The 25,235-nt window shown below is 60.4% G+C and carries 24 protein-coding genes and 1 pseudogene; 12 read left to right on the forward strand and 13 right to left on the reverse strand.

All coding sequences use genetic code 11. From position 1 onward, the window contains the following. Positions 1 to 10 precede the first annotated feature (10 nt). The 4 genes from nuoN to ACP7AP_RS19395 are packed head-to-tail and all read left to right on the forward strand — an operon-like array spanning position 11 to position 4,654. The gene (gene nuoN / locus ACP7AP_RS19380) at positions 11 to 1,447 is read left to right on the forward strand and encodes an NADH-quinone oxidoreductase subunit NuoN (protein WP_426036795.1); all 1,437 of its coding nucleotides are present in this window, start codon (positions 11 to 13) and stop codon (positions 1,445 to 1,447) included. After that, complete coding sequence (locus ACP7AP_RS19385) at positions 1,437 to 2,195, forward strand: biotin--[acetyl-CoA-carboxylase] ligase (RefSeq protein ID WP_426036797.1); 759 nt, start codon at positions 1,437 to 1,439, stop codon at positions 2,193 to 2,195. The genes nuoN and ACP7AP_RS19385 overlap by 11 nt, the downstream gene beginning before the upstream one ends. Before the next feature lie 12 nt (positions 2,196 to 2,207). Further along, a complete protein-coding gene (locus ACP7AP_RS19390) occupies positions 2,208 to 2,981 on the forward strand; it encodes a type III pantothenate kinase (protein ID WP_426036799.1) in 774 nt (257 codons plus the stop codon). Then, positions 2,978 to 4,654 (forward strand): ribonuclease J, encoded by a 1,677-nt coding sequence (locus tag ACP7AP_RS19395; RefSeq protein ID WP_426036801.1) that lies wholly within the window; start codon positions 2,978 to 2,980, stop codon positions 4,652 to 4,654. The genes ACP7AP_RS19390 and ACP7AP_RS19395 overlap by 4 nt, the downstream gene beginning before the upstream one ends. 68 nt (positions 4,655 to 4,722) lie before the next feature. Here the strand turns inward: ACP7AP_RS19395 and ACP7AP_RS19400 are convergent, their stop codons facing one another. The 5 genes from ACP7AP_RS19400 to ACP7AP_RS19420 form a co-directional block, all read right to left on the reverse strand. Beyond that, on the reverse strand, positions 4,723 to 6,420 hold the full coding sequence (locus ACP7AP_RS19400) for a DEAD/DEAH box helicase (protein ID WP_426036803.1): 1,698 nt from the start codon (positions 6,418 to 6,420) through the stop codon (positions 4,723 to 4,725). A gap of 155 nt (positions 6,421 to 6,575) precedes the next feature. After that, complete coding sequence (locus ACP7AP_RS19405; RefSeq protein WP_426036805.1) at positions 6,576 to 8,084, reverse strand: aldehyde dehydrogenase family protein; 1,509 nt, start codon at positions 8,082 to 8,084, stop codon at positions 6,576 to 6,578. Between the two features lie 199 nt (positions 8,085 to 8,283). Further along, a complete protein-coding gene (locus tag ACP7AP_RS19410; protein ID WP_426036807.1) occupies positions 8,284 to 9,180 on the reverse strand; it encodes a DMT family transporter in 897 nt (298 codons plus the stop codon). Positions 9,181 to 9,244: 64 nt separating this feature from the next. Further along, positions 9,245 to 10,843, reverse strand: a complete 1,599-nt coding sequence (locus tag ACP7AP_RS19415) for a peptide chain release factor 3 (protein WP_426036809.1) — start codon at positions 10,841 to 10,843, stop codon at positions 9,245 to 9,247. A 32-nt stretch (positions 10,844 to 10,875) separates the two neighbouring features. After that, positions 10,876 to 11,892 carry a Hint domain-containing protein gene (locus tag ACP7AP_RS19420; RefSeq protein ID WP_426036811.1) on the reverse strand — a complete coding sequence of 339 codons (1,017 nt, stop codon included), beginning with the start codon at positions 11,890 to 11,892 and terminating at the stop codon, positions 10,876 to 10,878. A 182-nt stretch (positions 11,893 to 12,074) separates the two neighbouring features. Between ACP7AP_RS19420 and ACP7AP_RS19425 the strand changes: the two genes are divergently transcribed. Then, complete coding sequence (locus ACP7AP_RS19425; protein WP_426036813.1) at positions 12,075 to 12,851, forward strand: SDR family oxidoreductase; 777 nt, start codon at positions 12,075 to 12,077, stop codon at positions 12,849 to 12,851. Between the two features lie 57 nt (positions 12,852 to 12,908). Further along, positions 12,909 to 13,991 carry an ABC transporter ATP-binding protein gene (locus ACP7AP_RS19430; RefSeq protein ID WP_426036815.1) on the forward strand — a complete coding sequence of 361 codons (1,083 nt, stop codon included), beginning with the start codon at positions 12,909 to 12,911 and terminating at the stop codon, positions 13,989 to 13,991. Positions 13,992 to 14,218: 227 nt separating this feature from the next. Here ACP7AP_RS19430 and ACP7AP_RS19435 read toward each other — a convergent pair whose 3' ends face one another. Beyond that, complete coding sequence (locus ACP7AP_RS19435; protein ID WP_426036817.1) at positions 14,219 to 14,908, reverse strand: helix-turn-helix transcriptional regulator; 690 nt, start codon at positions 14,906 to 14,908, stop codon at positions 14,219 to 14,221. Between the two features lie 163 nt (positions 14,909 to 15,071). Between ACP7AP_RS19435 and tatA the strand changes: the two genes are divergently transcribed. From tatA to ACP7AP_RS19465, 6 genes are all read left to right on the forward strand, one after another. Next, positions 15,072 to 15,302 (forward strand): twin-arginine translocase TatA/TatE family subunit, encoded by a 231-nt coding sequence (gene tatA, locus ACP7AP_RS19440; protein ID WP_426036819.1) that lies wholly within the window; start codon positions 15,072 to 15,074, stop codon positions 15,300 to 15,302. 81 nt (positions 15,303 to 15,383) lie between these two features. Further along, on the forward strand, positions 15,384 to 16,049 hold the full coding sequence (gene tatB / locus ACP7AP_RS19445) for a Sec-independent protein translocase protein TatB (RefSeq protein WP_426036821.1): 666 nt from the start codon (positions 15,384 to 15,386) through the stop codon (positions 16,047 to 16,049). Further along, the gene (tatC, locus tag ACP7AP_RS19450) at positions 16,046 to 16,900 is read left to right on the forward strand and encodes a twin-arginine translocase subunit TatC (protein WP_426036823.1); all 855 of its coding nucleotides are present in this window, start codon (positions 16,046 to 16,048) and stop codon (positions 16,898 to 16,900) included. The genes tatB and tatC overlap by 4 nt, the downstream gene beginning before the upstream one ends. Further along, positions 16,893 to 17,726: an ATP-binding protein gene (locus ACP7AP_RS19455; protein ID WP_426036825.1), complete on the forward strand. Its 834-nt coding sequence runs from the start codon at positions 16,893 to 16,895 to the stop codon at positions 17,724 to 17,726. Before tatC ends, ACP7AP_RS19455 begins: the two co-directional genes overlap by 8 nt. 42 nt (positions 17,727 to 17,768) lie before the next feature. Then, a complete protein-coding gene (locus ACP7AP_RS19460; RefSeq protein WP_426036827.1) occupies positions 17,769 to 19,040 on the forward strand; it encodes a hemolysin family protein in 1,272 nt (423 codons plus the stop codon). Positions 19,041 to 19,261: 221 nt separating this feature from the next. Beyond that, on the forward strand, positions 19,262 to 19,654 hold the full coding sequence (locus ACP7AP_RS19465) for a hypothetical protein (RefSeq protein ID WP_426036829.1): 393 nt from the start codon (positions 19,262 to 19,264) through the stop codon (positions 19,652 to 19,654). Between the two features lie 183 nt (positions 19,655 to 19,837). On the opposite strand, the gene ACP7AP_RS19470 is transcribed toward ACP7AP_RS19465, so the two are convergent. The 7 genes and pseudogenes from ACP7AP_RS19470 to ACP7AP_RS19500 form a co-directional block, all read right to left on the reverse strand. Continuing rightward, complete coding sequence (locus ACP7AP_RS19470) at positions 19,838 to 20,974, reverse strand: peptidoglycan DD-metalloendopeptidase family protein (protein WP_426036831.1); 1,137 nt, start codon at positions 20,972 to 20,974, stop codon at positions 19,838 to 19,840. 143 nt (positions 20,975 to 21,117) lie between these two features. Then, the gene (locus ACP7AP_RS19475) at positions 21,118 to 21,780 is read right to left on the reverse strand and encodes a protein-L-isoaspartate(D-aspartate) O-methyltransferase (protein WP_426036833.1); all 663 of its coding nucleotides are present in this window, start codon (positions 21,778 to 21,780) and stop codon (positions 21,118 to 21,120) included. Next, positions 21,780 to 22,565, reverse strand: a complete 786-nt coding sequence (gene surE, locus ACP7AP_RS19480) for a 5'/3'-nucleotidase SurE (protein WP_426036835.1) — start codon at positions 22,563 to 22,565, stop codon at positions 21,780 to 21,782. Before surE ends, ACP7AP_RS19475 begins: the two co-directional genes overlap by 1 nt. A 77-nt stretch (positions 22,566 to 22,642) precedes the next feature. Next, positions 22,643 to 23,233, reverse strand: a complete 591-nt coding sequence (locus tag ACP7AP_RS19485) for an NAD(P)H-dependent oxidoreductase (RefSeq protein WP_426036837.1) — start codon at positions 23,231 to 23,233, stop codon at positions 22,643 to 22,645. Continuing rightward, positions 23,233 to 24,132, reverse strand: coding sequence for a DMT family transporter (locus tag ACP7AP_RS19490; RefSeq protein ID WP_426036839.1), 900 nt, complete (start codon positions 24,130 to 24,132; stop codon positions 23,233 to 23,235). Before ACP7AP_RS19490 ends, ACP7AP_RS19485 begins: the two co-directional genes overlap by 1 nt. A gap of 90 nt (positions 24,133 to 24,222) precedes the next feature. Beyond that, positions 24,223 to 25,059: a DUF6508 domain-containing protein gene (locus tag ACP7AP_RS19495; RefSeq protein WP_426036841.1), complete on the reverse strand. Its 837-nt coding sequence runs from the start codon at positions 25,057 to 25,059 to the stop codon at positions 24,223 to 24,225. A gap of 52 nt (positions 25,060 to 25,111) precedes the next feature. Next, positions 25,112 to 25,235, reverse strand: a pseudogene (locus tag ACP7AP_RS19500) (IS481 family transposase); the annotation flags it as partial.

The raw sequence follows: 25,235 nt of genomic DNA on the forward strand, positions 1-25,235 counted from the left end.
GACAGACCAGATGAACGCTTTAGACTTTCATATCGTCCTGCCCGAGGTTTTGCTGGCGGTCTACGCCATGGCGGCGCTACTCGGCTGTGTGTACGCGGGCAAAGACGCGTTGACCGGGGCCGTCACTTGGGCCACCGCCGGGGTGTTCGTGGCGCTGGCCGCCTATATCGGCTTTGCAGGCGATGGCGCGAATGTCGCCTTCGGCGGCATGTTCATCGACGATGCGTTTGCGCGGTTTGCCAAAGTGGTGATCCTGCTGTCGGCGGCGGGCGTGTTGGTGATGTCGCAAGATTACCTCGCCCGCCACGACATGGGGCGGTTTGAATATCCGATCCTTGTTGCACTCGCGGTGATCGGCATGATGTTCATGGTGTCGTCCGGCGATCTGATGCTGTTGTATTTGGGGCTGGAGCTGCAATCTTTGGCGCTTTACGTCGTCGCTGCCATGCGCCGCGATGATGCGAAATCCACCGAAGCCGGGTTGAAGTATTTCGTGCTTGGTTCGCTGTCGTCGGGCTTGCTGCTGTATGGCGCGTCGCTGGTGTATGGCTTTGCGGGCACCACCTTGTTCAGCGGCATCCTGTCCACCTTGGGCGCTGAGGCGCATCTGGGTCTGGTGATTGGTCTGGTGTTCCTGATCGCGGGCATGGCGTTCAAGGTTTCGGCGGCGCCGTTCCACATGTGGACGCCCGACGTTTACGAAGGCGCACCCACGCCAGTCACGGCGTTCTTCGCCACCGCGCCGAAAGCCGCCGCTATGGCGATGATTGCGCGGGTGGTGTTTGACGCCTTCGGTGCGATCCCGGCGCAGTGGAGCCAAGTTCTGGCGGCTCTGGCCGTGCTGTCGATGTTCTTGGGTGCGGTGGCCGCGATTGGGCAGCGCGATATCAAGCGGCTGATGGCCTATTCCTCGATCGCCCATATGGGTTACGCCTTGGTCGGTCTGGCCTCGGGCACGGTTGAGGGTGTGCAGGCGATGCTGATCTATATGGCGATTTACGTCACCATGAACCTCGGCACCTTTGCCTTCATCATGTCGCTTGAGAAAGATGGTAAATCCATCAGCGATATCGACAGCCTGAATATGTTCTCAAAACGTGAGCCTTTGAAGGCGCTTGCCGTGCTGATCCTGATGTTCAGCTTGGCAGGTGTGCCGCCGATGCTGGGCTTTTTCGGGAAGTTCTATGTGTTGAAAGCCGCCGTCGATGCGGGCATGACTTGGCTAGCGCTGGCGGGCGCTGTGGCCTCGGTGATCGGCGCATTCTACTACCTGCGCATCGTGTTCTTCATGTATTTCGGGCGTGAAACCGAAGGTGCCAACAGCCGGATGGTGCCTGTGCAATGGCTGATGTTGGTGGCGGTCGCTGCGGTGATGCTGCTCGGCGTCGTTAACCTGTTCGGCATTGAAGCGGTGGCGCAGACAGCGGCGCAAGCGCTTGTCGGCTAAACCCGCATGGCCTGCGGGCGTGGCACGCCACGTGTTGCAAACCGTGGACAGCACCAACGCCTATGCCCTGCGCATGGCCCCGGAAACACCGGGGCCTGCGTGGTTTTTGGGGCTGGAACAGACCGCAGGCCGGGGCAGGCGGGCGCGGCCTTGGGCTTCTCCGCGTGGGAATTTTTACGGCACCTTGCTGCTGCACCCGACGGAATCCCCCGAAGTCATCGCCCTGCGCAGCTTCGCTGCCAGCCTCGCCCTGCGCGATGCTTTTGTCAGCCTGACGGGACTGCCCGGCGCGTTCGCGCTGAAATGGCCGAATGATGTGCTGCTGAACGGCGGCAAGGTGGCGGGGATATTGCTGGAAAGCTCTGCCAACACCCGCGGCGGCTTTGATCTTGCCATCGGCATCGGCGTCAACCTGATCGGCGCACCGGATGTGTCGGCGGTGGAACCGGGGGCGACAATCCCGGTCAGCCTGCTGAATGAGACCGGACTGCGGATCACGCCCGAGGCTTTGCTTGATGCGCTCGCCCCGGCCTATGCGGCGTGGGAGGCGGCTTTCGTTAACCAAGGTTTTACCGCTTTGCGCCAAGAATGGCTGAGCCACGCCGCGCGGCTTGGCGATACCATCCGCGCCCGTACTGGCAGTCAGACCCGCGAGGGGGTGTTTGAAACCATTGATCCGGCAGGAAATCTGATCCTGCGGATGTCATCCGGCACTGTCGCAATCCCTGCGGCAGAGGTGTTTTTCTAAAGGGACGCTAAGATGCTTCTCGCCATCGACTGCGGCAACACCAACACGGTTTTCTCGATCTGGAATGGCGAAAAGTTCATCGCCACCTGGCGCATCGCCACCGATCACAAACGCACGGCGGATGAGTATTTCGTCTGGCTCTCCAGCCTGTTGATGCTGACCAAAACCGAAAGCTCGATCACCGAGGCGATCATCAGCAGCACCGTCCCGCGCGTGGTGTTCAACTTGAGGGTGCTGTGCAGCCGCTATTTTGACTGCCGCCCGCTGGTGGTCGGCAAGCCGGAATGTAACCTGCCCGTCGCGCCTCGGGTGGATGAAGGCACCACCGTTGGCCCCGACCGTTTGGTCAATACGGTGGCGGGGTTTGATCGCCACGGCGGCAACTTGATCGTGGTCGATTTCGGCACCGCCACCACCTTCGATGTGGTGGATTTTGACGGTGCCTATGTCGGCGGCGTCATTGCCCCCGGCGTGAACCTTTCGCTTGAGGCGCTGCATATGGCCGCCGCCGCGCTGCCGCATATCGACATCGCCAAGCCCGCAAGGGTGATCGGCACGAATACGGTGGCTTGTATGCAATCGGGCGTGTATTGGGGCTACATTGGCTTGATCGAAGGCATCGTCCGGGAAGTGCGCCGCGAGCGTGATCTTGGGATGAAAGTAATTGCCACCGGCGGCCTGGCATCATTGTTTGCTCAGGGAACTGAGCTATTTCACTCGGTTGAGGACGATCTGACCATGCATGGCCTTGTCCTGATCCATAACTACAACAAGGAAACGGCATGAGCGGTGAGCGGCTGATCTATCTACCATTGGGCGGGGCCGGCGAAATCGGCATGAACGCTTACGTCTACGGTTATGGCCCGAAGGGGCGCGAGCGGCTGATTTTGGTCGATCTCGGCGTGGCTTTCTCGGATATGGACACCTCGCCGGGCGTCGATCTGATCATGCCAGATATCTCGTGGCTCGCCGATAAACTCGACCGGCTTGAGGCGATTTTCATCACCCATGCGCATGAAGACCATATCGGCGCATTGGCGCATCTGTGGCCGTCGTTGCGCAAACCGATCTATGCGCGGAAGTTTACCGCCACCATCGGGCGATTGAAGTTTGAAGAATACGGCCTGCCGAAAGACGCGATCACCACGGTAGCCTCGCGTCCGCATACTGTTGAGGCCGGCCCATTCAAGGTGCAATTCGTCCCCGTCGCCCACTCGATACCGGAATCCGGTGGCCTTGTGATCGACACACCTGCGGGGCGGATATTCCATACCGGCGATTTCAAGCGCGATGCAACGCCAATTGTCGGCGAAGGCTGGGACGATGCGGTGATGGAGGCGATTGCCGCCGAGCGCCCGATCAAAGCGCTGATGTGCGATAGTACCAACGTGTTTTCGCTGCATGAGGGCCGTTCGGAAAGCACGCTGAAAGCCCCGATTGCCGAGTTGATCAAGGGCGCGGGCGGCATGGTGGTGGCGACGACGTTTGCGTCGAACGTCGCACGTCTGAAAACCCTGGCCGAAGCGGGCCGGATGGCGGATCGTTCGGTCTGTCTGCTCGGGCGCGCGATGAAGCGGATGGTTTCGGCGGCGGAAGAATCCGGCGTGCTGAAAGACTTCCCGCCGGTGATCACCCCCGAACAAGCGCTGGAAGTGCCGCGCAAGAACCTGATGCTGATCGTGACCGGATCGCAGGGCGAAAGGCGTGCGGCCTCGGCGCAGTTGTCGCGCGGCAAGTATCTCGGGATTGAGATGAAAGAGGGCGATACTTTCTTGTTCTCCTCCAAGATCATCCCCGGCAATGAGCGTGGCGTTTATGCGATTGTGAACGCTTTGTCCGAGAAGGGCGTTGATATCGTTGACGATAACAACGGCCTGTATCACGTTTCCGGTCACGCCAACCGCCCGGATCTGGAACATGTGCATCGCTTGTTCCTGCCCGATATGCTGATCCCGATGCACGGCGAGCACCGCCACCTGCGCGAACATATGCGGATCGGGCTTGAGGCGGGCATCGCCTCGGCGGTGGTCACCAATGGCATGATGATGGACATCACCGGCGATGTGCCGAAACTCGCCGAACATATAGAAGCGGGCCGCACCTATCTGGATGGTTCGGTGCTGATCGGCGCGTTGGACGGCGTGGTGCGCAACCGCATCCGCATGGCGCTGAACGGTTTGGCGATGGTGACGGTGATCATGGACGAGCAGGATCAGCCGTTGGGCGAAGCTTGGGTCGAGTTGATGGGCTTGCCGGAAACCGGCAAAGGCGGGCGGAATTTGGCGGAGGTGCTGGAGACTGAATTGACCGAATTCCTTGATGGCGCGGGCCGCAAGCTGCTGTCGAACGATGACAAAATGGACGAGGCTTTGCGCAAGATCGTGCGGCAAGTGTCAATGGAAGAGATTGGCAAAAAGCCTGAGGTGATCGTGGTGGTCAGCCGTCTTGCGGCTGAATAACCCAATAAGGTGTTGAAATGCAAAGGGCCTCGCAGATTGCGAGGCCCTTTGTCTTTCTGGCGAAGGCTTCAGCCCTCGGTGCCAGTCGCAGGTGTGTCTTCGGGCTCATCCGCCGTGCTGGTGGTGATGGCAAAGCTGCGCAGCAGGAAATCGGGCATATGATCGCCCATGCCAACAACACGCTCACCATTATCTCGGCCACCACGATAGTCGCGACGGTCATCCCGGCGCGGTTCATTGCGGGTATCTGCGCGGGGTTCCGAGCGATGCTCATGGCGTTGCTCGCCCCGACCTTCGTTCGAGCGACCATCGTTCGAGCGACCATCGCCGCGACCCTCTGACGAGCGACCGTCCGAGCGTTGCTCGCCACGCGGTTCGGCGCGGCGGTCATCTTCGCGACGCGGGCGCTCTGTGCGCTCGGGGCGGGCGGTTTGTTCAATGCGAGCGGGTTGCTCTGCCGCCGCCTCAACCACGGGTGCGGCAACAACCACGGCTTCCACTGGCTTGTCCTCCCGCGGGCCACGCTCGCGCGGACCACGACCGCCACGGCTGCGCGATGACGCGGAAGACCGTTCTTCGCGGGCGCGCTCTGGCACATCCGACGCGCCTTCCAGCGCACCTTCTGGCACTTCGCCACGCGGAATCGGCTGTTTTACCAAGGATTCGATCGCGTTGATGTATTTGTCATCCGACGGCACCGCGATCGAATAGGCCTTGCCCAAACGCCCAGCCCGCCCGGTGCGGCCAATGCGGTGAACGTAATCTTCCGGGTGCGAGGGCACATCAAAGTTGAACACATGGCTGACAGCCGGAATATCAAGCCCGCGTGCCGCCACATCTGACGCCACCAGCAGATGCACCGAACCATCGCGGAAACCGTCCAGCGTCTTGGTGCGCACCGACTGATCAAGATCGCCGTGGATCGGCGAGGCATTAAAGCCGTGCTGTTTCAACGACTTCGAGACCACATCGACATCCATCTTGCGGTTACAGAAGATGATCGCGTTGGTGCAAGTCTCACCCTCGGCCTTGATCAGCGCCCGCAAAACAGCGCGCTTTTCGGCGAAAGATTTGTCCTTGCGCGAGGGCGTAAACTGGATCAGCTTTTGCTCAATCGTCAGCGACGCGGTGGCTTGCCGCGCCACTTCGATCTTCACCGCATTCGACAGGAACGTGTTGGTGATGCGCTCAATTTCCGGCGCCATGGTGGCCGAATAGAAGAAGGTCTGCCGGGTGAACGGGGTCAGGCTGAAAATACGCTCGATATCCGGGATGAAGCCCATATCAAGCATCCGGTCTGCCTCATCCACCACCATGATCTGCACGCCGGTCAGCAGCAGCTTGCCGCGCTCGTGGTGATCCAGCAGGCGGCCGGGGGTGGCGATCAGCACATCGACGCCGCGGTCGATCAACTTGTCTTGCTCACCAAACGACACGCCGCCGATCAGCAAGGCTTTGGTCAGCTTGGTGTATTTGGCGTAAGTTTCAAAGTTTTCCGCCACTTGCGCCGCCAATTCGCGCGTTGGGCACAGCACCAGAGAGCGCGGCATCCGCGCTTTGGCCCGGCCTTGGCCCAGCAACGTGACCATCGGCAGCACGAAGCTTGCGGTCTTGCCGGTGCCGGTTTGGGCGATGCCCAGCACGTCTTTGCCTTGCAGCGCGTGCGGGATGGCTTGGGCTTGGATCGGGGTGGGGGTTTCGTAGCCGGCTTCCGCCACGGCCTTGAGCACGCGGGGGTCCAGCGCGAGATCTGAGAATTTGGTCATCTTCGTCCTAAAGATGCGGGTTCGGCCCGCATGAAATGAAGGGACGCTGCGTTCCGGGCGCCCCGGCGTCTGGGCGCTACGCCCCATTCGCGCGATATCGGATTTCGCGCGGAAGGTCAAGGATTGTGGATAAAATGGCGGTTCAGGCCCCGAATTTAGCCGATATCAAAGCTGACACCCTGCGCCAGAGGCAAAGTCTTGCCGTAGTTGATCGTATTGGTGGCGCGGCGCATATAGGCTTTCCACGCATCCGAGCCACTTTCGCGCCCGCCGCCGGTTTCCTTTTCACCACCAAATGCGCCGCCGATTTCAGCACCCGATGGGCCGATATTCACGTTGGCAATACCACAATCGGAACCACGGGCGCAAAGAAACGCCTCAGCCTCGCGCAGATCATTTGTGAAGATTGAAGATGACAGGCCCTGCGGCACTTCATTGTGTTTCTCAAGAACCTCGTCGAAGTCGTTGTAACGCATGACATAAAGGATCGGTGCGAAGGTTTCATGCACCACGGGGCCCACTTGCGCAGGCATCTCGACCAAGGCCGGATGCGCATAAGCACCGCCCAGACCAGTGACGGGTTCGCCGCCATGCACGGTGCCACCAGCCGCACGGGCTTCAACTAAGGCTTTTGCCATACCTTCAGCCGCGCCTTCGTCGATCAGCGGGCCGATCAGCACACCAGTTTCCAAGGGGTTGCCGACTTTAACGCTCGCGTAAGCCGCCTTGAGGCGCGGCAGGAACGCGTCGTAGATGCTGTCATGCAGGAACAAGCGGCGCAGGGTGGTGCAACGCTGGCCCGCTGTGCCCATCGCGGAAAACGCCACGCCGCGCAGGGTCAGGTCGAGATCGGCGGAAGGCGTCACGATAGCCGCGTTATTACCGCCGAGTTCCAGCAGGCTGCGACCAAAGCGGGCGGCAACTTTCGGGCCAACCTCGCGGCCCATCCGTGTCGATCCAGTGGCTGAAACCAGTGCGACCTTCGGGCTATTCACCAAAGCCTCACCCAAACGGCGGCCACCGATCAGAAGGCTGGACAGCCCCTCGGGGGCGTGGCGGCCCGCGTCAGCGAAGCGTTTCAGGGCGCGTTCCAGCAGGGCATGGGCGGCGAGGGCCGAGAGCGAGGCTTTCTCGGATGGCTTCCACACCACGGCATTGCCGCAGACCAAAGCGAGGGCCGTGTTCCAGGACCACACGGCCACAGGGAAGTTGAAGGTGGAAATAACCCCAATGACACCAATGGGATGCCAGGTTTCCATCATGCGGTGGCTGGGCCGCTCGGACGCAATGGTATAGCCATAAAGCTGCCGCGATAGACCCACGGCGAAATCGCAAATGTCGATCATCTCCTGCACTTCGCCCAAGCCCTCGGACACCACCTTGCCGACCTCTATTGAGACCAGGCGGCCCAGAGCGGCCTTGTTGGCGCGCAACTCCTCGCCCAACAGTCGCACCAATTCGCCACGCTGCGGCGCGGGGACATTGCGCCAGTCGCGATAGGCGCGGTGGGCGGCTTGGATGGCGGCTTCTGCGTCGGCTGCGGAATGTTCGGCGATAGGGCCAAGCGATTCACCGGTGATCGGGGTGCGGGTCGGCATCGTGCCCGGGGTTGCTGTGACGCCAAGCTGAGCCAGCAGGGTTTGCACTTCGGTATTCAGCGACATCATGGCCTCGTTTTGCGGGAATTTGCCGCAATAGGCAGGCCTACATGAGCGCGCGCAAGGGGGCGGCTGAGCGGGGGCATTGCTAGTGTGCTGCGAATTTTGCGCATATCGCCGAAATCACCCGGCATTATGTAGGGTAAGTCCCTACGGATCGCCCAAGGTTTCTGGCGAAAAACAGCAAGCTGTCTGGTTGAAAAATTTAACCCAAGCGCGAAAAGATCAGGCCAAGCCCCGGCACCGCCAATGAAGCCCCTGCCCAACTGAGGGCGGAAGGGCGCTGACCGGTGCGCAGCCAGAGCAAGGGCAGGATGATCACGGGAGAGGTCGCCGAAAGTGTCGCGATGATGCCGGTTTGCGAGCCTTGCAACGCATAAAGGAACAACGTCATGCCAACCAGCAGGCCGATAAAGGCGGTGGCAGCGGTCCAAAGCAGCGGTTTGCGGGTGAAATGTGGAGTCGGCGGGGCCAAGGGGGTGGCGGCGAGGGCACCCATCGCAAGGCCAGACGCGCCGACGCGGAACAGCGAGGCGAGGTAAGGGTCGATCCCCGCCATCATCACCGGGCGGGCGATCAGGGAACCTGCGGCTTGGCCAAAAGCAGCGCCAAGGCCGAACAGGATGCCAATAATTACAGTGCCTTGCAGGGTTTCCAACCGATGCGCATTGGCGCTGGGGCGACCCAAGATGGCGAAGGCTACGCCGCTGGCGGTCAGGCCGATGCCAAATATCGCGCGCCACGGCAGCGCCTCGCCCAACAACGCCCAGCCCATCAGCGCAGCCATCGGCGCGTTCAGCGCGAACACCGCACCCGCACGGCGCGGACCGATGCGACCAACGGCTGCAAAGTTCAGCGTGTCGCCAAGCAGGATGCCGATCACGCCCGAGACCGCGAGGGTCAGCAGTGCGCCGCTATCCGGCACGCCGAAGCCGCCGGTTGCCAGCACGATCAACGCCAGTAGCAGGGTGACGAACAACTGCCGGATCAGGTTGAAGTGAAACGCGCCAAGGCTGCGCACCGCATCGGCGGCAAACAGCCCGGTGGTCGCCCAGCAGGTTGCGGTGCCAAGCGCGGCGAGTTCATGCAGGGGCAGGGCCATATACTCTCCGAATATTGCCGGAGTTTTAGGCAAGTCTCTGGAACATTGCAAGAACTGCGGCGCGTTAAACCATCATTTCCTTGGTCGCGGTCAGCTTCACCGCAGGATAATCGCGCTCAATCCGGTCGATGTCCCATTTCAGGCGGGTCAGGAAAACCGTGTCACCGTCATTGTCCAAGGCGATATGGCCTTTGTTGACGTTGACGAATTTTTCCACCTCGGCCTTGGCCCCCGACACCCAGCGGGCGGAGGTGAATTGGCTGGGCTCAAACCGCACGGGCAGCGAGTATTCTTGCTCAATTCGGGAGGCCAAAACCTCAAACTGCAACGGGCCTACCACGCCAACGATAAAGCCCGAACCGATCATTGGTTTGAACACTTTCGCGGCACCTTCTTCGGCGAATTGCATCAGCGCCTTTTCCAGATGCTTGGCCTTCATCGGATCGCCCGCGCGCACCACTTGCAAGAGTTCCGGCGCAAACGACGGGATGCCGGTGAAACGCAGGCTTTCGCCTTCGGTCAGCGCATCGCCAATGCGAAGTTGGCCGTGATTCGGGATGCCGATGATGTCGCCGGCCCAAGCCTCCTCGGCCAGTTCGCGGTCGGCGGCGAGGAACATCACCGGGTTGGCGATGGCCATCTGCTTTTTGCTGCGCACATGCAGCAGTTTCATCCCACGCTGGAAATGCCCCGAGGCCATGCGCACGAAGGCCACGCGGTCGCGGTGCTTGGGGTCCATATTGGCCTGCACCTTGAAGACGAACCCCGTCACCGTTTGTTCTTCTGGATCAATCTGGCGTTCTTTGGCCTTCTGCGGCTGCGGTTCCGGGCCGTATTCGCCCATGCCGTCCATCAATTCCTTGACGCCGAAGGAATTGATCGCCGAGCCAAACCAGATCGGCGTCATCGAGCCGTTCAGAAAGGCGGTGCGGTCAAAGGCTGGCAGCAAAGCTTTCGCCATTTCAAGCTCTTCCCGCAGTTTCTGCAACTGCTCTGGCGCGATGTGATCGGCGAGTTTAGGATCGTCCAAGCCAGAGATCTGGATTGTTTCGGCGACCTTATTACGGTCTGCGCGGTCCATGATTTCCAGACGGTCATGCAGAAGGTCATAAGCGCCAACAAAATCGCGACCCATGCCGATGGGCCAGCTTGCGGGCGTTACGTCAATCGCCAGATTTTCTTGGATTTCGTCAATGATATCAAAGGTATCTCGGCTTTCACGGTCCATCTTGTTGCAGAAAGTCAGGATCGGCAGATCGCGCATCCGGCAGACCTCGAACAGCTTTTGGGTCTGACTTTCCACGCCTTTCGCGCCGTCAATCACCATGATCGCGGCATCAACGGCGGTCAAAGTCCGGTAGGTATCCTCGGAAAAATCCGAGTGGCCGGGGGTATCGACAAGGTTGAAGCGGTACTGGCGGAAATCGAACGACATGGCGGAAGCCGAGACCGAAATCCCGCGCTCTTGCTCCATCTTCATGAAATCCGAGCGGGTGCGGCGGGCTTCGCCTTTGGCGCGCACCTGGCCTGCCATCTGAATGGCACCCCCGAACAGCAGGAATTTTTCGGTCAATGTGGTTTTGCCAGCGTCGGGGTGCGAAATGATCGCAAAGGTCCGGCGGCGGGCGATTTCGGGCGGAAGGGGGGCGCGATTGTCAAGCATGCGCGGGCTTTAGCCGAAAGCTGCGATGGCGTCTACCTTTGCCGCGAAGGTGCGGTGCGCGGGGTTTTGAACAAAGCCTCTGGCCCGATGGAATCGAGAAATTGCCGCCCAGCCTCGGTGCCGAAATGCTGGTTCTGGCTGAGACCGGGAAAGCGCGCCTTCACATCTGCGGCAAGTTCCACCGGCAGGCGGTTCACCGTGGCATCGTTGACCATCAGGCTTTCGGCGGGCACGCCCTCGGCATAGATGATTTCGTGGTGGTCAAACACGATGCTAAAGAAATCGACAAGGCCGCCTTCCTGAATGAAAACAGATTTATGATCAACCAGATAGCGCGCTTGCACCAACAGCTCTGACGTGGCCAACCCCGCAGTGCGCTGGCGTTGATAAAGAAACATCCGGTGGTGCTGGCTGACCAAAAGATCGCCGGAATTGCCCAAAGTGCCAGCGGTGATCACGACCGGCGCAAAGGCCCCCACCGCACGCAGGGTGGTCGAGCCGATCCAGCGGATTTCCTGCCCACCGTGATCGCGTGACAGCACCTTGTCGCCGATCTTCAGCGACTCTATCGCGCGCTGTTGGCCCGAGGCCAGTGTGATCATGGTGCCGCGCGCGAAGGACACGCACAAAAGATCCGCAAGCCCGGTGTCTTGCGGCGCATCGTCAATTTTAAGCAAAGTGTAATCGTTTAAGCCCGCCATCGGCGACAGTGGCAGCACAAACCGCGCGCCGCCGGGCAGCGAGATCAGCACCAGATCGACCTGATCACCGTCGCTGCTCATCATCGTGTAGCGCGCCTCAAACATCAGCGCATCGCCAACCTCGCCCACGGCCGAACCGGTGCCGACCCGCTGCTGGCCTTCGGCGCGCGTCACCACAAGCCGCAAGGGCTTTTGGCTTTCATCCAGCGCGTAGAGATCGCCCGCGCAGACCTCCTCCGGGCCCATCAAACCGTCCCCAACATTCACGCCATTGATGACATAAATCGCATCAGCTGCCAGAACTTGGCAGGCGTGACCGGGTGCGGTTTGGGTTTGTATGACTGTCATGCTGTGAAGGTTACCGAATAATGGTTAAGTCTGCATATGAACCGCGCTGGGGCGGCGGCTCAAGACAGTAGAAACCAAAATTAGGGTTAAATTTTGGCTGGGCTGTGAAATTCGAAGCTTTGCTGCGGGTTACACTGCGCTGGATCGGCTGCTAGGCTGGGGCAAATCAAGGAGATGTGGCGATGGATCTGGGGATCAAAGGCAAACGGGCGTTGGTTTGTGCGGCGTCAAAGGGTTTGGGGCGTGGCTGTGCGATGGCTTTGGCGGAAGCTGGGGTTCATTTGGTGATCAACGCGCGGGGGGCCGAGGCTTTGGAGGCGACGGCGTCAGAGTTGCGCGCATTTGGGGTAAATGTGGTGGCGGTGGCTGCTGATATTACTTCAGAGGAGGGGCGCGCGGCTGTGCTGTCGGCGGCGGGGTCGGTGGATATTCTGGTGACCAATGCGGGCGGCCCACCGCCCGGCATCTGGTCGGATTGGGAGCGTGCGGATTTCATCAAAGCGCTGGACGCCAATATGTTGACGCCGATTGCACTGATGAAAGCGCTGTTGCCGGGGATGATTGCCAAAGGCTGGGGCCGGGTGGTCAACATCACCTCGCAATCGGTGAAATCGCCGATCCCGCAACTTGGCTTGTCGAATGCGGCGCGGGCGGGGTTAACGGGCTATGTCGGCGGAACCTCGCGGCAGGTTGCTGAATATGGCGTCATTATCAACAACTTGTTGCCCGGTATTCATGCGACGGATCGCGCTGTATCGCTGGATTCCGGCGTGGTGAAAGCGCGTGGCATCACCATGGAACAGGCGCAGGCAGAGCGTGCGGCAAGTATTCCGGCGCGGCGCTACGGGACGGCGGAAGAATTTGGCGCGACTTGTGCGTTCATGTGCAGCCAGTATGCGGGCTATATGGTCGGGCAGAATATCTTGCTGGATGGTGGGGCGATGAACGCGACGATGTGAACTTGTCGTGCGGGGGGACGGCTGGTAGGGAAGTCAGGATGAAACGCCGGGATGATCATGGCTGCCTTACCTGAACGCTTGGAAATACAAGCGCTTACCCGCTCGTTTGGCGGGCGGGCTGTGGTGTCTGATGTGTCGCTGCAGGTGGCGGCGGGGCAAGTGATGTGCCTGCTTGGGCCGTCGGGTTGTGGAAAATCCACGACGTTGCGGATGATTGCAGGGGTGGAAACTCCGGATCTGGGCCGAATTCTGATCGACGGGCAACAGGTATTTGGGCCGGGGGTGAACCTGCCGCCAGAGGCGCGCGGCGTCGGGTTGATGTTTCAGGATTTCGCGCTGTTTCCGCATTTGACGGTGGCGGGGAATGTGGCGTTTGGGCTGACGGGTGACAAGGCTGCCAAGATGCGCCGCGTCGATGAACTGCTTGAAAAGGTGAACCTTTCCGGCTTTGGCGTCAAGCACCCGCATGAGCTTTCGGGCGGGGAACAGCAGCGTGTGGCCTTGGCGCGGGCTTTGGCACCGCGTCCCCGCGTCATGTTGATGGACGAGCCGTTTTCGGGCCTCGACAACCGGTTGCGCGATGGCATCCGCGATGCCACGCTAGAGGTGCTGAAGGCCGAGGGTGCTGCGGTGCTGCTGGTCACGCATGAGCCGGAAGAAGCGATGCGGATGGCCGATGAGATTGCGCTGATGCGCGATGGCCGCATTGTGCAGCGTGGCGCGCCGTATAACGTCTATAATGCGCCTGTGGATCGCGCGGCGGCAGCTTTCTTCAGTGATATCAATGTGATCCGGGGTGTGTCTAAGGGGGCGTTGACCGAGACTCCGTTCGGCGCGTTTCTGACGCCGGGGCATGCCGATGGCGGCGAAGTGGATATTGTGATCCGCCCGCAACATCTGAAAATCGACTTTGACCGGGCCGGGCGTGGGCCCAATCCGACGGTGCCAGAGGGCACGCCTGCGCGCGGTGTGGTGCAGCGGGCGCGGTATTTGGGCCATGCCAGCCTTGTGGAATTTCGGATGGAGTTTGACGGCTCGATCCTGACGGCCTCGGTGCCGGGGGTGTTTTTGCCGAAAGCCGAGACGCCGTTGTGGCTGATGATCCGCCGGGATCGCTGTTATGTGTTTCCGGCCAGCTAGACCATGTCGTTTACAAAACGCGGCGACACCCGGAAGTGCCGTGCCGCCTCACGGTGCCCGTGCCCCTCCTCCACAAACGCTACAACCCGGCTGCGAAGCTCCATAGGATGTGATTTGCCCATCTCGATCCCCTATATCTGGAAAGATCAGGGAATCAGAAACCGTCCAAGATGGGAAGCCTGAATCATATGAACGGCGACTTGCTCTAAGATCTTGGGCGCGCGGTGTTAAGCTGGATCGCGAATCGTCTCAGCCTCAAGCCGCGCGCGGTAGTCGGGCAGGGTGCGACCGGGCTCGTCCGGGTAACGCTCGCCCGTCAACGTCACCGCCACGATACGATCCACCCGAAAGCTGCGGAAATCGCCGCGCGCCTCACAATACGCCGCGAGCGTCGAGATTTTCGCGTGCTTTTCCAGTGCCAGCGGGCGGATGTCGCGGTGGCTCTCGGTGCCGCGCGGGTCGATATAAGTGATGGCGACCCGCTCATGCGCTTTGATGGCGCGGCGCAGGGCGGGCAGGTGTTTTGGCGCGCGGTTGGAGGTCGCGCCGGGGAAGGCGAACAGATCGCCTTCATCCTTGCTGGGCGCGGGCGTGACGGCAGCGATGCGTTTGGCCAAAGCGCGGGCGGCCTTGGCGAGCGCTGCATCGGGGCCTTCGGTGGCCAAGCGCAGACCAAGCCGCAGCGCTTCCAGTTCGATAGCGTTCAGGATCATCGGCGGCAGCGTGATCGGCGCGCGCAGGATATAGCCGACACCGCGCTCGCCTTCCACCGGAAGCCCGGAAGCCATCAGCGTATTCATATCGCGCCAGATCGTGCGGATTGAGACGCCCAGCCGCGTCGATATCTCGGACGCGCGGTGCAGACGGCCATCGCGGAGGATTTGGATCAGGTCAAACAGGCGGTCGGTGCGGCGCATGGGCTTCCATCTGCGGATTTTCGGCAAGAGCAACTGACATATAGCTGTCAGCTATAGCGGAGAATACCGGCAGTTTACAGGAATTTCCGGTTTCATTCCGCCGGGTTCCCTGCCTAAGTCTATGCCAGACCTGCCGCAGAAGCGGCTTTATGGAGGATTAATCATGGGGTCATTAAGCCCGTTGCACCTTTTGGTGGTGGCGATTGTTGTGCTTGTGCTGTTTGGCAGAGGCAAAGTCTCGAACCTGATGGGCGAGTTTGGTCGCGGCATCACCGCGTTCAAAAAGGGCGTGTCGGATGGCACTTCCGAGATTGAAAAAGAAGCGGCGGCCAAGGCTGCGCGCGATGTAACGCCCGCCGAAGCGCCGGTTGAGACCGATAAAGACAAGGTCTGAGGCTTGCGGCTTTGACTGTGATCTGATGAGTGTCTGACTACGGGGCCATTGGGCCAGACGCCGCGAAGGGGCTTGCTGTAGATGTTTGGGGATATCGGCTGGGCCGAATTGGTGCTGATCGGCATCGTGGCGCTGATTGTGATCGGGCCGGAAGATCTGCCGGACATGTTCCGGCAGCTCGGTCGCTTCACCGCCAAGCTGCGGCAGATGTCGCGCGAGTTTTCCCGCGCGATGGAGCAGGCGGCAAAAGATTCTGGCGTCAAGGATGTGGCGGATGATCTGAAGGGCATGACCTCGGCCAAGTCGATGGGCCTGAACAAGGTCAAGGAAGCGGCGGATCGGTTTGAGAAATGGGACCCGATCAAGAACGCCGCCAAGCCTACGGTGGCGTCAAGCGTTGGCAACAAGCCCTTGGTGCCGCCACCGATGCCTGCGGCGGTTGCGACCGTTGGGACAGAGCCTGCGGTGGTTGCCGAAGCTGTAGCTGTGGTGGAGCCTAAAATTTTGGGGCCGGAAACCCAGGCTTTGATGGATAAAAAGGCGGCGAAGCAGGCGATTCTGGCCGAGACGGCGGAGAAGCTTAAGGCGGTCGATAGCGGCATTGCTGCGTCTAAGAAGGCGGAGGTGAAGCCCGCGGTGAAGCCTCGGGTGCGCAAGCCGGTCGCCGTGGTGGAAACTGCGGTCGAAACCCAACCCGCGCCAAAACCCCGCGCGCCGCGCAAGACCGAGAAGGCGGATGAAGCATGAGCCATACCGATGATGTGGACGCAAGCGCCGCGCCGCTGATCGAGCATCTGAAAGAGCTGCGCAACCGGATTCTGGTCTCGGTCGCAGTGCTGGGGGTGGGCTGTCTGGTAGGCTACCTTTTGTGGATTCCGATCTTTCATGTGCTGTCGATTCCGATGTGCAACGCGATGGCGGATTACGGGCAGAAGTGCCAATTCGTGCTGATCAAGCTGCAGGAAGGCTTCTTTGTCGCGGTGAAAATCGCGGTCTGGGCCGGGTTTGCGATGTCGTTCCCGGTGATCGCGTTCCAGCTGTGGCGTTTCGTAGCGCCGGGACTGTATCGCAATGAAAAGAGTGCGTTTTTGCCGTTTCTGCTGGCCTCACCTGCGATGTTCATCGCCGGGGCAGCCTTTGCCTATTACATGATCCTGCCGGGGGCGTTCCACTTCTTCCTGTCGTATCAGGGCGATTTCTCGAAGGCGATGAATCCGGGGGCTGTGCCTGTGGCCCCGTCGATCACCAGTGCGGCGGCGGGGGTGTTGTATCAGGGCTCGGTGGAAAGCTTCTTGTCTCTCACCATGCAATTCATTATGGCGTTCGGGCTGTGCTTTCAGCTTCCGGTGCTGCTGACGCTGATGGGCAAGGCCGGAATGATTTCATCAAGCGGTCTGCGGGCGACGCGGAAATATGCGGTGGTGGCGATTTTGACGGTGGCAGCGGTGGCAACGCCGCCGGATGTGATGAGCCAGTTGATCATGTTTTTCGCGATTTACCCGCTTTATGAGCTGTCGATCTTGATGATCGCCGGATTTGAGAAAAAGCGCGAGGCGGCGGCGCGGGCGGATGGCAGTTGGGTCGATGAGGATGAGTGACACATTGCTGCGGATTGCCGAGGCGCTGGAGCGTCTGGCTCCGGCGGCGATGCCAAGCCCTGATTTCAGTGCCGAGGCGTTTGCGTGGCACACCGGGCCGGATCGGCTGGAGCCTGTGGCCAAAGTCAGCCGGGTCGATATCGGCCTGTTGATCGGGGTGGATCGCGCGCGCGACACGCTTTGGGAGAACACCCGGTATTTCGCGCGGGGCTTGCCCGCAAATAACGCGCTGCTTTGGGGCGCGCGCGGGATGGGGAAATCGTCCTTGGTCAAGGCGATCCATGCGGCGGTGCGGGCCGAGGGCCATGATCTGAAAATCGTGGAACTGTCGCGCGAGGATTTGCCCTCGGTGCAACGCTTGCTGGCGCATCTGCGGGCAGCCCCCTATCAGTTCATCCTGTTCTGCGATGACCTCAGTTTCAGCCATGACGACCAGCATTACAAATCGCTGAAAGCAGTGCTGGATGGCGGCATTGAGGGGCGGCCAGAGAATGTGCTGCTTTATGCCACCTCAAACCGCAGGCATCTGATGCCGCGCGAGATGATTGAAAATGAACGCTCGACCGCGATCACGCCGGGGGAAGCGGTGGAAGAAAAGGTCTCGCTGTCGGATCGGTTCGGGCTTTGGCTGGGGTTTCATCCCTGCTCGCAGGACGAATATCTGGCGATGATCCGGGGCTATGCGGGCGCTTATGGCGTGGTTGTCGATGCGGACACGCTGCGCGCCGAGGCGATTGAGTGGCAGGCAACGCGGGGCAGCCGCTCGGGCCGGGTGGCGTGGCAATTTTTCTGCGATCTGGCGGCGCGTCACGGCGTTTCATTGTGAGCTATTGCCATTTCTGCGTGTGGGCCTGATCTTAGCGGCATCATGATTATAGAAATTCTCGTTCTGGCTGCGCTGATCGTTTTGAACGGCGTGCTTTCGATGTCTGAAATGGCGATTGTCTCGGCGCGGCCTGCGCGGTTGAAATCGCTGGAGGCCAAAAGCAAAGGTGCGGCGGCCGCGCTGAAACTGGCGGAGAATCCGGGGCGGTTTTTGTCAACTGTGCAGATTGGCATCACCATGGTTGGGGTGTTGTCGGGGGCTTTGTCGGGGGCAACCTTGGGTCTGCGGCTGACCAACTGGCTGCTGTCGATGGGGGTAGATGCTGATTGGGCCTCGACCGTGGGCGTCGGCGGCGTGGTGGTGACGGTCACCTATGTCTCGCTGATCATTGGCGAGTTGGTTCCCAAGCAACTCGCCCTGCGCAATGCCGAAGGCGTCGCCATTCGGGTGGCGCCAGCGATGGCTGTGCTCAGCAAGGTAACGACTCCGGTGGTGTGGTTGCTGGACTGGTCGGGCAAGGCGGTGCTGTGGCTGCTGGGCCAGCGCGGCGATATGGGCAACAGGGTGACCGAAGAAGAAGTGCATACCCTGCTGTCCGAGGCACATGAGGGCGGTGTGCTGGAGGACGGCGAGCGCGAGATGATGGCGGGGGTGATGCGTCTGAGTGATCGCACCGCGCGGGCGCTGATGACGCCGCGCCATGAGGTGCAGATGCTGGAGTTGGAGGCGACCTCGGCTGAAGCGGTGGCGTTGATCCGCAAGATCGCGCGGCCGCGGATGCTTGTGCAAAGCCGGGTTACGGGTGAGGTGGTGGGGATCGTCACCCTCGCCGACGTGTTCAACGTGGTGTCGCGGCGGGAAGCTTTGGATCTGCGGGCGCTGGTGGTGGATGTGCCGGTGGTGTCGGATCAGGCGGATGCTTTGGATGTGTTGGTGGTGCTGCATAATTCGGTGCATCACATCGCGCTGGTTTATGATGAATACGGCCACTTTGAGGGCATCATCACCACCGATGACGTGCTGGAGGCGATCACCGGGGCGGAAAGCTCGGCGGATGCGGACGAGCCTGCGTTGCTGGTGCGTGCCGATGGCAGCTTGCTGGTGTCGGGCTGGATGCCTGCGGATGAGTTCTGTGATCGGCTGGGGTTGTCGCGCGGGCTTGCGGGGGAATACGATACAGTCGCCGGACTGGTGCTGCATCAGTTGCGGCGGATGCCGGTGCTGGGGGATATCTTCGTGGCCGAGGGCTACAAATTTGAGGTGATTGACTTGGACGGGCTGCGGATTGACAAGATTTTGGTGAGTGAGGTTTGAGGTTGGGAGTGGTCCCAACTCGGGACCGTTGTTTTTATTGAGTTATTCCGCAAGGTTGGGGGTATGGTTAACCGGGGGTTAGTGCTTGGGGGGCTGGTGGAGCCTCCGGCGGGGATATTTAGGCCAAGATGAAAGCCATTTTTGGCGTTGCAGATGGGATTGGAGCGACGTCTTTGCAGACGCAGTCAATGGAGGAGTGGTGATCAGGACAGGTATGATGAATGAGAAATATTTTTAGACATGGAAGAATACTCATAATATTTCTGTTGTCATTTTCGATGTCAGCCTGTGATTCTGATACCTACTGGGAAGATGATACTTATATTGTCGCTTGGGTAGATACGGGTGATAACGTAATGGTTTACCGAAAGCTTGGTGACGGCGCGTCCATTGCGCGCATTGTGCCGGAGGTTGTGGCTGTTGCCTCTGACAATAAATACCTAACTGCGCGGGTTCGCCCGATTGGTGCGGCCATCAATGTATACTACTATTTGGTGAAATCATTGGATAATGATTTTCTAAATGGCAATGAAATAGCAATCGGGCCATTGAGAGAAATGGAATTTGAAGCCAAGAGGGAAATTCTCAATTTTCCAGAACCGGTAGATTTTTAGTAATGCACAATGTCTGTCAAGCCCGGCTCAAAACGCTTCGGATGATTTAACAAACGTCCTGCGCTTGTATCTCTTAAAGCGATGCCTGCCGGGGGCTGCTTGTGCAGATGAAGGAGCCTCCGGCGGGAGTATTTCGGCCAAGATGAAAGCGATAAGCGACCGTAAGGGAGCGCAGAGCGGCGGTTACTGCAAATACGCCATCGGATCGACGGAATCGACACCTTTGCGGATCTCGAAATGCACGAAGGCGGGGTCGCCGGCGCGGACGACGGCGATGGCTTGGCCTTTGGCAACTTTGTCACCTTTGGCGACTTTCAGGCCATCGACCCCGGCGTAAACCGTCAGGATGCCGTCGGCGTGGCGGATCACCACGATCGGGGTGCCTTGGGTGTCTTTGGTGACAGCGGCGACGGTGCCGTCGGCTGCGGCTTTCACCGAAGACCCTGCGGCGGCAGCAATGTCGATGCCGTCATTTTTCTTCTTCACATAGGCGCGGATCACCTTGCCGTTCACTGGCATGGTAAAGCGCGAGGCCGAAGCGGCGGTGCGGTCTTTGCCCAGATCGGCCGCAGGGGCGGGTTTTTCGCTGGCCTTTGCAGGTTTCTCGGCGGGCAGCGGTTTTTTCGCCGAGGGCGGCTCGGGTGTTGGCGAACCTGCACCGGGCACCGTGGTGACATCGACCGGGTCCTTCGGCGGCGGTGAGGCATTGGCGGTCGGGATGATCAGGAACTGGCCTTCGCGCACTTCCAGATCGGGGCCTAGGCCGTTCCAATCGGCTATTGAGCGGGCCGAAATGTTGTAGATGCGGGCAATGGAGAACGCGGTTTCGCCACGTTTGACTTGGTGGCGCACAGGCTCGGTGCCTGCGGGTTTGCTCGGCTGCGCGGCGGCGGGCGTGGTGGTGCCGACACGGTCCAGCGCAGTGGTGGCGATGGAGGAGACATCGACCGCGCCGGGGGTGGCGGCGGTCGGGGTTGCGGCGACGCGGGCGGGCAAAGCGAGGGTTTCGCCTTCGCGCAAGGTATCGGTGGGTTTCAGACTGTTATACTGTGCCAACTGGTCAGCAGGCAGGCCAACGCGGGCGGCAACCGAGGCTACGGTATCGCCGCGCTGTGCGACAGCGGCTTGGTAATTCGGATAAGACAGCACGCCGTTCGCATCGGTTGCGGGACGCGGATCGGTCGCGCGCAGGGCGGCACCCGAAGTATCCAGCGCGCCGTTGCCCGCGCGCAGGTCCCAATCAAACGGCTTGGTTGTGCCGCAGGCGGAGACCATCAGCAGGGCGGATAGGCCAAGAATCGGAAGGCGCGATAGGGTCATGCTTGCCTCTGTACCTTGCCCGGTTGTTCCGGGCGTCTTGTTGCGTTTAGAGCGGTTCAAGTTAACAAGGAAACGGAAATAGCTGCCTCTCGTGGCCTTTGATCGCGTTTTTCGATACTGCTTATTTTAGAAAACTTAAACCGCTAATCTGCACTGATGCCCTCTACCAGTGGCACAAACCGCACTGGGCGAAGTTCTTCGTAATCGTAGCCTGTCGCCAGCCTTGTGACCTTGATCAGGTGCTGCACTGTATCAGATTGGCCGACCGGCACCACCATGATACCGCCAACTTTCAACTGCGCCAAGAGCGGGCCGGGCGGGTCTTCGGCGGCGGCTGTCACGATGATGCGATCAAACGGCGCTTGGTCTGGCAGGCCGAAGCTGCCGTCTGCGGTCATCGCGACGATGTTGACGAGGCCCATGTCGCGGAACAGCTCCTGCGCCTCGCGCACAAGGCGGCGGTGGCGGTCGACGGTGTAGACGCGCCGCGCAAGGTGGGCGAGGATCGCGGCTTGGTAGCCGGAACCGGTGCCGACTTCGAGCACGGTGTCGCGCGGGCTGATGTTGAGGGCTTGCGTCATCAGGGCCACCACGGAAGGCTGGCTGATGGTCTGGCCGCAGGCGATCGGCAGCGGCATGTCTTCATAAGCGCGCTCGGCGAACAACCCGCGCACGAATTGGCCGCGATCCACCCGCTCCATCGCGGTCAGCACGCGGGCGTCGGTGACGCCTTTTGATCTGAGGGCAAATAGAAATCGCATCTTGCGCTCGGCCGCCGTCTCGTCTTCGGGCGCACCGTTCTCCATCATCCGAGCCTTGCCGTGAGGTCGGCGAGGGTGTCGTGTGCTGTGAGATCGCAGCGCAAGGGGGTGATCGAGATATAGCCGTCAAGGTTCACGGCGGCATCGGTGCCGGGCAGGGTTGGGGTGTGCTGCGGGCCGCCCTTGATCCAGAGAAAGCGTTTACCGGAGGGGGCGGTGTAGGGTTGGACGCCGAAATTGGTATCGCGGCGGAAGCCTTGCGGCGCGACCTTGTGACCTTTGACGGCTTTTGCGGCGCAGGGCGGGAAGTTGACGTTGTAGAAGATGCGGTAATCGTCGGTGGTCCACAGGCCTTTATCCAGCAGGGCGCGGATGATTTTGACGCCATGCTGGCTTGCTGCCTCAAACGGGTCATCCAGATCATCGGTGTCGCGGCCCATGTATTGCGACAAAGCGATGGCGGGGATGCCATGCAGGGCGGCTTCCATCGCAGCGCCGATGGTGCCGGAGTAGAGCACGTTTTCGGCGGAGTTGTTGCCTCGGTTGACGCCGGACAGCACCAGATCGGGCTTGGCACCTTCCAGCACATCATAGACCCCGGCCAGCACGCAATCGGCGGGGGAGCCTTCGACAGCATAGCGGCGCTCCGCCAGTTTGGCGTTGATCATCGGGTGGGTGTAGCTGATGCAATGGCCGACGCCGGATTGCTCAAACGCCGGGGCGACGGTCCAGACTTCGCCTTTCGGGCCGGCGATTTCTGCCGCGATGCGGGTCAGGGTGACAAGGCCGGGGGCGTTGATGCCGTCGTCGTTGGTGATCAGAATGCGCATCGGGCTGCCCTTTTATTATGGGACATTGATAAACTCTTGGGGGCTTGGCGGCAAGCAGTGCTGGTGGTTTGGCGTGGTTAAACCGCAATCTGTGCTATGCGTGCCGCTATTTTCGCAAGGTGGCGGGCGCGGGTGGCTTCGGTGCTGGCGTCTATGGCGTAATGCGCGAGCCAGAGGGTTTTGCAGCTTGGGTGGAGGCAGGGGCGAAGCCCGCGCAGGAATTGGCGGCGACCGGGGGCTGCGAGCAGCAGGTTGTATTGCAGGCTTGTCGCGCCAAGGCTGGTGAGGACGGCCAGCAGGCGGATATTGGGCAGGCCGGGGCGCATGGTTTTTCCGTGGAGGTGGAAGGCTATTCCGGGGCGTAACGTGCGGTCGAGCCAGCCTTTCAGGATCGCGGGCGGGCCGCTCCACCATGTCGGGTGGGTGAAGATCAGGCCCTCGGCCCATTGCAGGGCTTCGATGTGGGGAGTGAGACTGTCGGAGATGGCGTCGGGGTCGGGGAAGCTGAGCCATTCTTCGGCGGTGAGGCTTGGTTGGAAGTTCTCGGCGTAGAGGTCGATCAGTTTGGTTTGGTGGCCTGCGGCGTGGGCGGCTTTGATGGCCGTGTCGCGGCAGGCGGCGGTGAAGCTGTCGGGCGACGGATGGGCGTGGACGATCAGCAGGCGCATCAGGCGGGTTGGCCGCGCTGGCTTTGCGCCAGTTTGATCAGGGTGTGGGCAGTAATGGCGATCAGGATCACGCAACCGCCGATCAGGGTTTTCAGCCCCGGATTTTCGCCGAGGAACAGCCAGACCAGCAGCGGGCCAGCGATGATTTCCAGCATGGTGATCATCGAAACCTCGGCGGCGGGCAGATAGCGCGGGCCGATTTGCAAAAGGAAACAGCCTCCGGCGAGGATCACGCCGCCAGAGAGGGCGATCAGGGCGATCTGGTTTAGGTCCAGCGGGGCCATGGGGGCGAAGGGGTAGGCGATGGCGGAGGTGAGCAGGTAGCCGAGTGCGATCGAGGGCATCAGGTTGCCTGCGGGGGCCATGCGGATCACCACATAATAGGCGGCGATGGCGACGGCATTGGCGAGGGCGAACAGATCACCGGACAGATGCCCGCCGCCCAAACTGCCCGCCGCGATGATGCCGACGCCTGCGAAGACGCCGACGATGGCGCCCCAAGTGGCGGTGTCGATGCGTTCGCGCAGGATCGCCCATGACATCATCGCGGCGATGAACGGGGCGGTGGCGAGGATCAGCAGGGCGTTGGCGGCGGAGGTTTGACCCAGCGAGGCGAGGAAGAACACCGAGCCGATGCCTTGCAGGAAGATCATCGCAAGCGACGGCCAGCGCAGCAGGTCGCGCCAGTTGGGCAGGGATGCGCGGCCAAACAGGCCGAGGGCGAGGGCTGTGGCGACGAAGGCGGCGACGCCGCGCCAGACCGCGACGGTCATGGTGTCGGTCTGGATCAGGCGCACCACCAGCACGTCGGGGAAGAAGAACAGCACGCCCAGAACGGTGACGGCAAAGCCGTAGGCTTGCGGGTTGCGGCTGGATAGGGGTGGGCGAGCGGTGGTCATGGGTGTCTCCTCTGCCGGTGGTTATAGGGGATTGGCGGGCAGGGGGAAGGTCTGGGGGCGACAGGCGGAGGGGTGGATTTGGGGGCTTGGTTAAGTTCCTAGCAAGGCTGAAAAATCATTTCTCTTGGCACATAGGCGCACCTGAGCGGGATAGCAGTTTCCCTGACCTGCGCCAGCACTCTTGTTTGTCGCGCGGGCTTGTTGGTTTGTAAGCAGATAGAATGCTGGGGAAATTGTCTTAAGGTCTAACTCAACGAAAAGGAAAAAATCGGCATCTCCCTTGGTTTCAAGATTTACTGGCCATCTGGTGATTTCAGAAGGCTTAAGAAAAAACTGCCGCGTCTTAACTTCAATGGATTTGGCCTTGCCATCAATGATAGCGATGAGATCATGGCCTGGCGCACCTTCAGGACTCATATATGCAGCCACACCAAGGGAGTTCAGTTTTGCCAAAGCAAGCAGTTCGCCCAATGCTCCTGCTTGTTGGCTGGATAGTTTTTTCGAAGGTGGTGTTGCTGTGTCCGTCTTTTCAATGATCGCTGCTGCCCGTTGTACGATACGAAGGATCAAACCATTTTTGAAATCATCCAGCAGCGCCCCCTCTGTGAATTTATCTCGGCGAATGCAGACTGTTAAAATCTTTGACAGTTCCGATGGTTCGGCAGTCGTGAGGGTATGAGGATCGTTGAATAGTCGTGCAGCCTCGTCCGATGTCACCCATTCTGACCAATCGAAGTCCGGATTGAGCCACTTACTGGCGTCGGCAGCTGCAATGAAGTCCCGTGCGGCGGTTGTAAACTGGACATATGGCATTGCGATAACTTCATCATTGTCGCCTTCGGGAGATATCCATTCCCCTGCCGCGAAATTAGGATCAGAAATTCGATTACAAAACCCAGCCAAACTCTCCAGCGCAATGTATTCCAAATTCAATGCTCCTAGAATAGCCCCACCATAATGTATACTTGGGGCATACTGCTTAGCTGTCACATCCCGGAAGGTGATAGGGCTGTTTCGTGAACAACTCCGGCTTAAGTTTGTGCCAGTCCTTCATCGCCTGCAAGGGTGTCTTGCTGCCAAGGGCTGACTGCGGCAGTTGCTGA

Origin of the sequence: Cypionkella sp. TWP1-2-1b2, from assembly GCF_049896245.1 — a bacterium.
Taxonomy (GTDB): Bacteria; Pseudomonadota; Alphaproteobacteria; order Rhodobacterales; family Rhodobacteraceae; genus Cypionkella.

What these genes read in the sequence shown, in the direction of transcription:
- ACP7AP_RS19490 (WP_426036839.1), bottom strand. Translation starts at nt 24,132, where the DNA reads ATGACCACCGCTCGCCCACCCCTATCCAGCCGCAACCCGCAAGCCTAC.
- ACP7AP_RS19425 (WP_426036813.1), top strand. Translation starts at nt 12,075, where the DNA reads ATGGATCTGGGGATCAAAGGCAAACGGGCGTTGGTTTGTGCGGCGTCA.
- ACP7AP_RS19460 (WP_426036827.1), top strand. Translation starts at nt 17,769, where the DNA reads ATGATTATAGAAATTCTCGTTCTGGCTGCGCTGATCGTTTTGAACGGC.
- ACP7AP_RS19455 (WP_426036825.1), top strand. Translation starts at nt 16,893, where the DNA reads ATGAGTGACACATTGCTGCGGATTGCCGAGGCGCTGGAGCGTCTGGCT.
- ACP7AP_RS19400 (WP_426036803.1), bottom strand. Translation starts at nt 6,420, where the DNA reads ATGACCAAATTCTCAGATCTCGCGCTGGACCCCCGCGTGCTCAAGGCC.
- tatC (WP_426036823.1), top strand. Translation starts at nt 16,046, where the DNA reads ATGAGCCATACCGATGATGTGGACGCAAGCGCCGCGCCGCTGATCGAG.
- tatB (WP_426036821.1), top strand. Translation starts at nt 15,384, where the DNA reads ATGTTTGGGGATATCGGCTGGGCCGAATTGGTGCTGATCGGCATCGTG.
- ACP7AP_RS19475 (WP_426036833.1), bottom strand. Translation starts at nt 21,780, where the DNA reads ATGGAGAACGGTGCGCCCGAAGACGAGACGGCGGCCGAGCGCAAGATG.
- ACP7AP_RS19390 (WP_426036799.1), top strand. Translation starts at nt 2,208, where the DNA reads ATGCTTCTCGCCATCGACTGCGGCAACACCAACACGGTTTTCTCGATC.
- ACP7AP_RS19405 (WP_426036805.1), bottom strand. Translation starts at nt 8,084, where the DNA reads ATGTCGCTGAATACCGAAGTGCAAACCCTGCTGGCTCAGCTTGGCGTC.
- ACP7AP_RS19410 (WP_426036807.1), bottom strand. Translation starts at nt 9,180, where the DNA reads ATGGCCCTGCCCCTGCATGAACTCGCCGCGCTTGGCACCGCAACCTGC.
- ACP7AP_RS19415 (WP_426036809.1), bottom strand. Translation starts at nt 10,843, where the DNA reads ATGCTTGACAATCGCGCCCCCCTTCCGCCCGAAATCGCCCGCCGCCGG.
- ACP7AP_RS19435 (WP_426036817.1), bottom strand. Translation starts at nt 14,908, where the DNA reads ATGCGCCGCACCGACCGCCTGTTTGACCTGATCCAAATCCTCCGCGAT.
- ACP7AP_RS19470 (WP_426036831.1), bottom strand. Translation starts at nt 20,974, where the DNA reads ATGACCCTATCGCGCCTTCCGATTCTTGGCCTATCCGCCCTGCTGATG.
- ACP7AP_RS19485 (WP_426036837.1), bottom strand. Translation starts at nt 23,233, where the DNA reads ATGCGCCTGCTGATCGTCCACGCCCATCCGTCGCCCGACAGCTTCACC.
- ACP7AP_RS19430 (WP_426036815.1), top strand. Translation starts at nt 12,909, where the DNA reads ATGGCTGCCTTACCTGAACGCTTGGAAATACAAGCGCTTACCCGCTCG.
- ACP7AP_RS19420 (WP_426036811.1), bottom strand. Translation starts at nt 11,892, where the DNA reads ATGACAGTCATACAAACCCAAACCGCACCCGGTCACGCCTGCCAAGTT.
- tatA (WP_426036819.1), top strand. Translation starts at nt 15,072, where the DNA reads ATGGGGTCATTAAGCCCGTTGCACCTTTTGGTGGTGGCGATTGTTGTG.
- ACP7AP_RS19395 (WP_426036801.1), top strand. Translation starts at nt 2,978, where the DNA reads ATGAGCGGTGAGCGGCTGATCTATCTACCATTGGGCGGGGCCGGCGAA.
- nuoN (WP_426036795.1), top strand. Translation starts at nt 11, where the DNA reads ATGAACGCTTTAGACTTTCATATCGTCCTGCCCGAGGTTTTGCTGGCG.
- surE (WP_426036835.1), bottom strand. Translation starts at nt 22,565, where the DNA reads ATGCGCATTCTGATCACCAACGACGACGGCATCAACGCCCCCGGCCTT.
- ACP7AP_RS19465 (WP_426036829.1), top strand. Translation starts at nt 19,262, where the DNA reads ATGAGAAATATTTTTAGACATGGAAGAATACTCATAATATTTCTGTTG.